Source organism: Aquabacterium sp., assembly GCF_041915145.1.
Lineage (GTDB): Bacteria > Pseudomonadota > Gammaproteobacteria > Burkholderiales > Burkholderiaceae_C > Aquabacterium.
This window is the reverse complement of the sequence record NZ_JAYSBZ010000092.1, coordinates 1-10,114: the sequence shown is the minus strand read 5'-3', so window position 1 is coordinate 10,114 and position 10,114 is coordinate 1. Positions and strand designations below refer to the sequence as shown.

At 69.8% G+C, this 10,114-nt stretch carries 10 protein-coding genes; all 10 read right to left on the bottom strand.

Going from position 1 to position 10,114, the window contains the following annotated elements:
* Positions 1–2: 2 nt before the first annotated feature.
* Entirely contained in the window at positions 3–143 is a 141-nt protein-coding gene (locus ACE3SS_RS13595; RefSeq protein ID WP_374594818.1) for a hypothetical protein, read from the bottom strand.
* 19 nt (positions 144–162) lie between these two features.
* Positions 163–1,383, bottom strand: a complete 1,221-nt coding sequence (gspF, locus tag ACE3SS_RS13590; protein WP_374594816.1) for a type II secretion system inner membrane protein GspF — start codon at positions 1,381–1,383, stop codon at positions 163–165.
* 98 nt (positions 1,384–1,481) lie between these two features.
* Positions 1,482–2,918, bottom strand: a complete 1,437-nt coding sequence (gene gspE / locus ACE3SS_RS13585) for a type II secretion system ATPase GspE (protein WP_374594814.1) — start codon at positions 2,916–2,918, stop codon at positions 1,482–1,484.
* Positions 2,919–2,957: 39 nt separating this feature from the next.
* Positions 2,958–5,258, bottom strand: a complete 2,301-nt coding sequence (gene gspD, locus ACE3SS_RS13580) for a type II secretion system secretin GspD (protein WP_374594812.1) — start codon at positions 5,256–5,258, stop codon at positions 2,958–2,960.
* Between the two features lie 3 nt (positions 5,259–5,261).
* Positions 5,262–6,203 carry a type II secretion system protein N gene (gene gspN, locus ACE3SS_RS13575; RefSeq protein ID WP_374594810.1) on the bottom strand — a complete coding sequence of 314 codons (942 nt, stop codon included), beginning with the start codon at positions 6,201–6,203 and terminating at the stop codon, positions 5,262–5,264.
* Between the two features lies 1 nt (position 6,204).
* Complete coding sequence (gene gspM, locus ACE3SS_RS13570) at positions 6,205–6,750, bottom strand: type II secretion system protein GspM (protein ID WP_374594808.1); 546 nt, start codon at positions 6,748–6,750, stop codon at positions 6,205–6,207.
* Positions 6,751–6,790: 40 nt separating this feature from the next.
* Positions 6,791–8,056, bottom strand: a complete 1,266-nt coding sequence (gene gspL / locus ACE3SS_RS13565) for a type II secretion system protein GspL (protein WP_374594806.1) — start codon at positions 8,054–8,056, stop codon at positions 6,791–6,793.
* Between the two features lie 165 nt (positions 8,057–8,221).
* Positions 8,222–9,232, bottom strand: coding sequence for a type II secretion system minor pseudopilin GspK (gene gspK / locus ACE3SS_RS13560; RefSeq protein WP_374594804.1), 1,011 nt, complete (start codon positions 9,230–9,232; stop codon positions 8,222–8,224).
* Between the two features lie 4 nt (positions 9,233–9,236).
* The gene (locus tag ACE3SS_RS13555) at positions 9,237–9,974 is read right to left on the bottom strand and encodes a type II secretion system protein J (RefSeq protein WP_374594802.1); all 738 of its coding nucleotides are present in this window, start codon (positions 9,972–9,974) and stop codon (positions 9,237–9,239) included.
* The coding region (locus tag ACE3SS_RS13550; RefSeq protein WP_374594820.1) for a type II secretion system protein GspI at positions 9,974–10,114 on the bottom strand (141 nt) is incomplete at its 5' end. The genes ACE3SS_RS13555 and ACE3SS_RS13550, both read right to left, overlap by 1 nt.

Here is a 10,114-nt window from a genome sequence, read left to right as displayed (position 1 = left end):
GATCAGACACGTCGCCTGCGCCACCAGCGCAAGGCGCCGCGCGAGAGCAGAGCGGCGAGGCTCCAAGCCAGGCGTGACCAGGGCACCCACACCAGCGCCAGCGGTGCAGCCAGCGCAAGAGCCGTCAGCAACAGATCGAGCATGCGGTAGACGCCGCAGCGGCTACTTCACCCAGGTATTCATCTGGATGATCGGCATCAGCACGGCGAGCACGATGAGCATCACCATCAGGCCCATCACGACGATGAGCAGGGGTTCGAGGATGGTGGCCAGCGCGATGGCGCGGCGTTGCACCTCGGTGCTGATCTGCAGGGCGGCGCGCTGCAGCATGGTGGGCAGCTGGCCGGTCTGCTCGCCCAGGCGGGCGAACATGGCCAGCAGGCCCGGGAAGCGCTTCTTGGCGGCCAGGGCGGACGCGAGCGGCGCGCCTTCGCGCACTTGCACCAGGGCGTCCATGGCGTCGGCGCGCATCGCGCGGTTGGACAGCGTTTCGGCAGCTGCCTGCAGCGCCTTCAAGATCGGCACGCCCGCGCCGGCCAGCATGGCCAGCGTGCCGGCAAAGCGCGCCGAGTTGTAGCCGCGCGCCATGCGCCCGATGAGCGGCGCGTTGAGCAAGCCGGCATCGAAACGCACGCGAAAGGCCTCTTGCCGATACGCGGTGAGAAACAAGGCGACGCCGCTGATGATCGCCAGCAGCAGCGCCCAACCCCAGTTGCGCAGGAACGAGCTGATGTTGAGCATGACCTGCGTGAGCACCGGCAGCGCGTGTTTACCGCCGGCAAACACCGACGCGACCTGCGGCACCACGTAGGTGACGAGAAAAATCACGATCACCACCGCCACCACCGAGACGATGGCCGGGTAGAGCGCCGCGCCGATGAGCTTGGCGCGCAGCGCCTGACGTTCTTCGAGGTCGTCGGCCAATTTGTCGAGCACGTTGCCGAGCTGGCCGCTTTGCTCGCCAGCGGCCACGACCGCGCGATAGACCTCGTCAAACTCGCGCGGCGTGGTGGCCAGCGCACGGGCAAACGACGAGCCCGCGTTGACCTCGGCACGCAAGTGCGCCACCAGCTCGCGCTGGCGTTGGTCTTCAGCTTCTTCGGCCAGGGCCGTGAGCGCGCGCTCAAGCGGCAGGCCCGACATGACGAGCCCCGCGATCTGACGCGTCCAGATGGCCAGCGCCGTGGCGTTGAAGACCTTGCGCCGCAAGCCCGATGCATTGGCGCCACCGGCTTCTTCGCCCGCCGACACCGGGTTCACCTGCAGCGGCACCAGTTGCTGCGCGCGCAGTTGAGCCCGCGCGGTGCGCGGGTTGTCGGACTCGATCAGGCCGGTCTTGGTGCGGCCAGCGGGGTCGAGGGCTTCAAAGCGATACGCGGGCATCAACAGTCCTTAGAGCGAACGTCCGCCGCCGGGCCGCCCCAAGGCGGACGAGCCCCCTCGGGGGTAGCGAAGGCGCGCAGCGACAAGCTTGGGGGCCATCATTCGCGCGTTACGCGCATGAGTTCTTCGAGCGACGTCACGCCTTCGCGCACCAGGCGTTCGCCGTCTTCGCGCATCGTCACCATGCCGGCCTGCTCGGCCGCAACAAAGAGGCGCGACTCGGCCGCGCGGCTGTGGATGAGCGCGCGAATCGAGTCATCGGCCACCATCAGCTCGTACACGCCGGTGCGGCCCTTGTAGCCGCTCTGCCCGCAGTGTTCGCAGCCCACCGGGTGCCAGCGGCCCGGCTTGCCCACCGCGCCCGCGTCTTCGCGCTTGCAGTGCACGCACAGCTTGCGCACCAGGCGCTGGGCCAGCACGCCGAGCAGGGACGACGACAGCAGGAAGGGCTCGACGCCCATGTCGATGAGCCGGGTGACGGCGCTGGGCGCGTCGTTGGTGTGCAGCGTGGCCAGCACCAAGTGACCGGTGAGCGAGGCCTGGATGGCGATCTGCGCGGTTTCGAAGTCGCGGATTTCACCGATCATGATGACGTCCGGGTCTTGCCGCAGGATGGCGCGCAGGGCCTTGGCGAAGGTGAGGTCGATCTTGGCGTTGACCTGCGTCTGGCCGATGCCGGGCAGCTCGTATTCGACCGGGTCTTCGACGGTGAGCACGTTGGTGGTGCTGGTATCGACCGTGCCGAGCGCGGCGTAGAGCGAGGTCGTCTTGCCCGAGCCCGTGGGGCCGGTGACGAGCACGATGCCGTGCGGCTGGGCCGACAGGCGCTTGAAGCGATGCAGCGTCTCGCCGCTCATGCCCAACGATTCGAGCGTGAAGCGCGTTTCGCCCTTGTCGAGCAGGCGCAGCACGGCGCGCTCGCCATGCGCCGAGGGCAGCGTCGAGACCCGCACGTCGATCGCGCGACCGCCGATGCGCAGGCTGATGCGGCCGTCTTGCGGCAGGCGCTTTTCGGCGATGTCGAGCTCGGCCATGATCTTCAGGCGGCTGATGAGCGCGGCGTGCAGCGCTTTGTTGGGTTGCACCACCTCGCGCAGCGTGCCGTCCACCCGAAAGCGCACCGAGCTCGAACGCTCGTAGGGCTCGATGTGGATGTCGCTCGCGCCGTCTTTCGCGGCCTGCGTGAGCAACGCGTTGAGCATGCGAATGATGGGCGCGTCGTTGGCGGCTTCGAGCAGGTCTTCGACGGCCGGCAGGTCTTGCATCATGCGCGACAGATCGACCGCGCTTTCGACCTCGCCCACCACGGCCGCCGCGCTGCCCTCGCCGCCGGCGTAGGCCGTGGCGATGCGCTTGCCCAGCGCGACGTCGGTGTCGCGCTCAATGGCATCAACGGCGAAGAGCCGCATGATCTCGGACAGCGCCGCGAGGTTGGGCTGCTCGCCCGTCCAGAGCGTGATCTGCTCGCCGTCGTCTTCAAGCAGCAGGGTGTGCGCCTTGGCGTAGGCGTATGGAAGGGGGTGTCGCGCGCCCATGATTCGTGCCTGTCAGTCGATGCCGCTGATCGATGCCGATCAGCGCGGGGCCGACGCGGCCGGCGCAGGAGCCACCGGAGCAGCCGGCGCCTCGGCGGGTTTGGGCGCCGGCGTGAAGGGCAGGCTCAGCGGGGCGGCCGAGCCGCCTAGCGGCAGCTTGGTGTTGTCGTCGGGGCGCGGAAGGAAGACCGGCACCTCGGTGTCCTTGCCCAGCCAGCGCGACTCGGGTTGCGCGCGCAGCTGGTTGCTGCGGATCAGGTCGTAGCGGTCGGCCGTGACGCTGTTGGCGGCGTCCTGATTGCGCAACACCACCGGGCGCAGGAAGACCATCAGGTTCTGCTTCTTGTGCTCGCGCGCTTCGCTGCGGAACAGCCCGCCCACCAGCGGCAAGTCGCCCAGGCCCGGCACCTTGGACTGGTTGTTCGTGAGCTCGTCGCGGATCAAGCCACCCAGCACGATCACCTGGCTGTCGTTGACGACCACCGAGGTTTCGATCGACGACTTGTCGGTCACCGGGCCGGTGGAGTTGGTCAGCGTGCTGCCCACCAGATCGGAGTTTTCTTGATAGATCGTCATGCGGATCGTGCCGTCTTCGCCGATCTGCGGCTTGATGCGCAGCGTGAGGCCCACGTCCTTGCGCTCCACGGTCTGGAACGGGTTGACGCTGCCGCTGCTGCTGTTGTTGTTGGTGTACTGGCCGGTCACGAAGGGCACGTTCTGGCCCACCACGATCTTGGCTTCTTCGTTGTCGAGCGCCACCACGTTGGGCGTGGACAGGATGTTGGCGTCGTCCGTGGTGCCCAGGAAGTTGGCCAGCGCGCCCAGCGCGTAGGTGCCGCCGAAGCTGTGGATCAGGCCCATGTTGAGGCCGGCGTTGAGGGCGATGCTCTTGGCCGCGCCCGAGAACTGATTGGTGGTGACCGTGACGAGGTTGCCCGTGGAGCCGAAGTTGGTGCCCAGCGCCAGTGCATTCTTGGCGCCGTCGCCGCCCAGGATGCCTTGCCACTGCACGCCGATCTGGTCGACCTTGTCGGCCGAGATCTTGACGATCATGGTCTCGACGTAGACCTGCGCGCGCCGGCTGTCGAGCTGGTCGATCACGGCGCGCAGCTGGCGGTATTGCGGCTCGGTGGCGGTGATGATGAGCGAGTTGGTGGCCGGGTCGGCCTGGATGTAGCCGCCCGTGACCGGCGAGGCCGAGCCCTGCACCGGCGCGGTGGACTGCACCGAGGCCGTGCTGCTGCCCGAACTGCTGGTGCTGCTGGCGTTCATGCCAGTCTGCGCCGCGTTGCCCACACCGCCGCCTGCGTAGGTGGCGGCGCTGCCGCCGCCGCTGGTGGCCGAGCTGCCCGAGTTGTTGCGGGCATCGGGGCTGAACGAGGCGCGCAGCACCTGCGCCAGCTTGGTGGCGTCGGCGTTCTTGAGGTAGACCACGTAGATGCCGCTGCCGGCGATGCCGCCCATGCCGGGGCGGTCGAGCTTGTCCACCAGCGAGCGGATGTTGGCCAGCTTGGCCGGGTTGGGCGCGCGCACCAGCAGGCTGTTGGTGCGCGGGTCGGCCAGCACCGTCATGCCGCTGGAGCCGGCTGCCGTGGCGGCGCTCGTGCCACCGGTGGCGGTGCCGCCCGGCGCGTCGCCCATGCGCTGCAGCAGCGCCGCCACGTCGGACGCGATGGCGTGCTTGAGCGGGATGATGTCGAGGTCGGTGGTGGACGGCACGTCCATCGCCGCGATGATCTTGGCGATGCGCTGCAGGTTGTCGGCGTAGTCGGTGATGACCAGCGTGTTGTTGCTGGGGTTGGCGTTGATCGTGTTGTTGGGCGAGATCAAGGGCCGCAGCACGGTCACGAGGTTGTTGGGGTTCTCGTATTGCAGGCGGAAGATCTGCGTCAGCACCTGGTCGCCGCGCTGGGTGACATTGCCCACCGACACGCCGCCCGTCTGCAGCTTGGCCTCGGCCTCGGGCACCACCTTGAGCAGCCCGGCCACCTCGACCAGCGTGAAGCCCTGCCCACGCAGCGCGGCCAGGAAGTTGAGATAGGCCTCGCGCGGCGTGAGCGGCTGTTCGCTATAGAGCGTGATGGTGCCCTTGACGCGCGGATCGACCATGATCTGCCGGTCGAGGATGGCCGCGATGGCTCGCGACACGCCTTCGATGTCGGCGTTGACGAAGTTGAGCGTCACCGTGGCCTCGGGCGCCTTCTTGGCTGCCCCTTTCGCGGCGGCCGCGGCCTGCGCGCTCAGCGGCAGCACCGCCACGCCGAGTTGAGACAAGGCCAGCACGCAGGCCAGGGCCACGGTGCCCGGACGGCGAATTTGAAACAACGTTCGCAAGCTCATGGCTTATCCGATCGAGATGATCGAGCGCTCGCCAGCGCGGCGCCCGATGATGTTCAACAAATTGTCGAGCGCCCCGCGCTCCGCCTCGCGGGCAGCGGCATCGCCGCGAAAGTGGAAACCACCCGGCCCCCAAGCGCCCGACCCGGTGAGCTGCAGCGCCCCTTCTTCGGTGAAGAGATTGATGGCCGCGCTGCCGTTGCCCGACTGCCCGTCGATGGTCAGCCGGTAGCTGCCCAGGTGATCGAGCGTGGTCACGCGCGACGACACGTTGCGCAGTGCCACCTCGGCCTGCCCCGACACCCGCACCCGCCCCTGCACCCACTCGAGGCCGAAGCCTTGCGAGGTCATGCGGACGGTGCCGCCCAGATCGAGCGTGTTCCAAGGTGTGCCGAGCCCGGCCAGCCAGGCCGCCGGCCATTGCCCGACCAGCCCCGGCTCGCCCTCGGGCGAATTTTCGATATGTGCGGTAATGCGCCCCAGGCCGAGGTGGGCAATCAGCTGCGGCTGCCCGTTGAGACAGCAGGCATGCGTGAAGGCGATGCTCACGCCCAAGCCGCCGCTCACGCGCGGCCGCATCACCCAGCTGAGCCGCCCGGGCAGGGAGCGTGCGTCACGGCTGCCCGGCCCGCCCGTGAGCACCGAGACGGCGCTGCCCGACCAGATCGTGCCCTGGGCATCGGCCAGCACGAGATGCCCGTCGGTCGCGCCGCTCAAGGCGCTTGCCACCCAACTGGCCGGCGCATAGGCCACCACGCCGAACAGGCCGCCAAGCGCGGCGCCCCAGGCGCCCCAGCGGGCGCTGGCACGGCGCACGCGGTCCCAGCGAGCCACTTCGAGGGTCGACTCGAGCCAGCGCGACGCCGCGCCGGTGTTGGCCGCCGCCGGGCCCGCTCGTTTGCGGCCGAGTCGAGACAGGCGCCAAGGCGCGCGTTGCAGGTTCGCCATCTCAGCCTCCGTGCCCCAAGGTCAGCACCACGGTGCCGGCATAGGTGACGCCAGCGGCGTCGCGCATCAACTGCGCCTGCAGCGGCCGCGCCCGGGCACCGGCGCGCACCTCGGCCAGCCAGGCCACGAAGGCCTCGCCGGTGACGCCCTTGAAGTTGACGGTGGCGCGGTCGCCCTGCAGATCGACGCGCGCCCCCTCGCCCAGCCGCTCGGTGGCGGCGCGCAAGGCGGTTTCGGCCTGCGCGGCCAGCACCGGCGGCGCCTGGCGCAACGACTGCGCCTCGCCGGCCAGCACGCGCATGGCGTCGAGCTGGTCGTCGAGCCGTTGCAGCTCGACCGGGGCCTCTGCGAGCGTGCGCAGCGCCGGTCTGACGGCAACGGCCCACGCCACGAACAAGCCGATGGCGAGCGCCGCCGCCATCAAGGCCAGGCGCTCGCGCGGCGCCATTCGCGCCCAGCGCGCCAGCAGCGGAGCCCACCAGGCGGGCGGCGCCGCGCCGAGGCTGGCGAAAGACGGTGGCGTCGCGGCCGACGTGCGCTCGCTCATGCGGCATCCTCGAGTTGACGATTCATGGCGATCAGCGTGTTCATGAGCGACTCCCGCGGCTCAGCGCGATGCGACCCTCGGCCACCTCGACGTGCCAACCGGCCGCCGTCAGCACCGAGCGAAATTGCTCGACCTGCGGCGGGGCCCAGCCCGGCACGGCCAGGGTCAGCGTGCCGCTGTCGAACTGAAAACCCTGCACCGGGGTGTTGGGCGGCCAGGCGCTGGCGGCCGCCTGCATCAGCGATTCGAGATCGTCGTCACCCGCCTTGCCGGCGGCAGCGCGCAACGCTTCGTTTTCGCGGCGCATCTGCACGGGCGCGTCGAGCACGGCCTGGATTTGCGGGTGCGCGGCGCGCAACACCTCGACCATCGCGACACGCTTGGACTGCAGGGCGTGGCGCTGCCCCCAGGCCCACAGGTTGAGCCCGACCAGCTGCACCGCGATCAGGCCGATCAGGCCCAGCCGCACCGGGCGCCACGCCGGCCCGCGGAACTTGCGCCAGCGCTCGATCAGCACGCTCACGCCGCGATGGCTCGGCGCCAGATCGAACTGGCGCATGTTCCACAGCGAGCGCGAGGCCTGCAGCAGATGCTCGCCCACGCTCTGCACGGCCACCGGTGCGCCAAGCCAGCGCTCGGCGGGGGCCGCCACGGCGGGCGAGGCAAAGAAGCGCGCGTCGGGCGGCAACACATCAGGCAGCAGGCGGCGCGCCGCCGCGCCGCGCACCGGCCAGGTCGCCACGCCCTCGCGGGTCGACCAGGTGAGCTGCATGCCTTGCGCTTCGTCTTCGGCCTGAGCCGTGGACGCAAAGTAGCCGGCGGGCGGGTCATCGGGCCAGACGGCCGGCACCACGCGATCGACGCGCACGCCTTCTTTGTCCAGGGCCGCGAGTTGTTGCGACAGCCAGGTGTGATCGCACGCGGCCACCCAGGTTTCATCGCCCGGCCGGGACTGCGGCGCCACGGCGAGGTGGACTTGCGAGGGTTCGTCGAGCAGTTGCTCTTCCATCAGCCCGGCGAGCGCGGCGCGCAGGCGCGAGGCCGGCGCCTTGGGCAGGCTCAGTCGATGCCAGCCGACGTCGGCCGCCGGCAGCACGGCCACCACCGAATCGGCGCGCGGGAACAAACCCGGCGCGCTGGAGCCCTGGCGCTGCGCGGTGGTGCCGTCGCTGGTGAGCACGTATTCGTATTCGACACGTGGGCGCAAGCGCTGCCCATCGCTGCCGGAATCGGCCGCCGCGAGGGTGTCGGAGGTCTGCGCCGCATGCCGGGGGCGTGCGGGCAGCTGCAGGATCAAGATACTCATGCCGTGATGCGCCCTATCGGTTGCCCAGCTCGACTCGTGAGCAGCACGTCGCCGCCCGAGGCACGCCGCGCCCAGGGGCTCGGTGGATTGTAGGAGGGCAGGTGGTCGCTTCAGTCATGCAAAGTGGTCAACGGGATGGGTCTGGCGCGCCCGAGCAACAGGGCGTCATTCCATGACCGCCTGGCGCTCTTGATGCAGGGTAACCACATCCTGACCGCGCCGTTCGACCAAATAGCGCTGCTCCAGCACCCGATCTTCGTACCGTAGCCGACCTTGCACCTCGAAGTAACTAGAGCTCACCCCGACGCGCCGGCTGTCGATCGTCCGGTGCCCGACGGCGTCCGAGATCTCGTCGATGGAGTTGAACGGGTTGCGCTGACGCCGCTGCACGAGCCGCTCGGCGCTGCCCAGATCGAGCCCGTCGATGGCCGCGGCGATGACTTCCTTGGGCGCCGTGTTGACGTTGATCGGCGTGACCTGCGGCAGGATGGTGATGTAGGGCCGCAAGCGGTTGAGCGAGGTCGGATCGACCCCCAGCCAGGCCAGTTGGTCGATGTTCATCGGCAACAGCGGCGGGTTCTCGCTCACCGGCGGCACGGCCTCGCCGGGCGTCAACCCCGCCGCGTTGGGCTGCCCGCCGCCGGCCAGATCGGTGCCCAGCACGGCCTGACGCAAGCCCTCGGCCACGCCCGCCGCCACCGAGGGAGACACCCCCACCGACTCGCACAGGCGCTGAAAGACCTTCAACTCGTCGGGCACCACGCGGCCCTGGTCGATGAGATTGCGCAGGTTGTAGCGCGATTGCACGTCAACGATGCCCCCCGACAAGAAGGCGTCGGGCGCGTCGTCGGTGTTGTCCTTGTCCACCGCCAGGAAGCTCGACAGGCGCGCCTCGGCCAGCGGCGTGGCCCAGGGCTCGCCCAGGTGATCGACCCCGCTGCCGCCGCGCACGTCTTCGCGCAGGATCAGCCGGGCCCAGTCGAGCGCGCCGTTGAGCACCCAGAACGACTGTGCCCGCGCGCGCTCGGCCGACTCGATCTGGACGGCGCGCCACTGCTGCCACACCATGGCCGCCGCCATGGTGGTGACCAGCACGACGATCACCATGGCCGTGAGCAACGCCGCGCCGCGTTGCGCGGGGCGGCGTGAGCGTGGGGCGAGCGGCGCGTGCGTCATGGCTTCACTGGTATTGCGGCGGCATCAGGATGTCGCGCGTCAAGGTGCCGCTCAGGCCGCTGCCGCCGTCGGGGTCGAAGGTGAGCCGCACGCGCACGCCCGTCGGCAACAACGTGCGGGCGATGGTGGACGCGGCGCCGGCCGCCCCCGTCCCCGCGGTCGCGCCGGTCTTGCCGATCCCGCTCGACGACGCCGTGCCGGCAACGCCGCCGTTGAACGCGTTCTGCACCTGATCGCCGCTGGACTGCGCGTTGCTCCAGCCGTTGCCGCGAAAGGTGAAGAACTGCCACTGGCTGATGCCGGAAAGCGTCGTGACCTGCGCGGCCTCGTTGCCCAGCAGTTGCATCGACTTGAGCCAGATCTCGCTGAGGTCGCTCGCGTGCGTCACCGCCGGGCTGGCCCAGCGCTGCCAGCGCCCATTGCGCAGCGACCACGCCACCAGCTGCACGCCGCCCGCCGACGAGCGCGTGACGCGCAGCGTGGCGCCGTCGAACACCAGCGGCGGCACGGCCAGGGTGTCGCACACGGCGTTCATGTCGGCCTCGAACTGCGCCAGCGTGGATTGCGCCCGCAAGGTGGTGTTGAGACGGCTCTCGGCCACTTGCCGCGAGCGCAGCAAGGCATCCACCCCGGTCCAGGCCATGCCCGCCATCACGGACAGGATGAGCAGCGCCACCAGCACCTCGATCAGCGTGAAGCCGCGAGCGCCCAGGCGGGGGGAGCGGAGAGCCGGCCGACGCATCAGAACCTCGGCACGATGGTGGTGAGCGTGAGGATGGGCAGCCCCGCCTCGTCGCGCACGTTGGCGTCCACGCGCCGGAAGTTCGGGTTGGGCGTCGGCCGCACCACCATCTGCCCCCGGTAACTGCGCCCGAGTTGCTC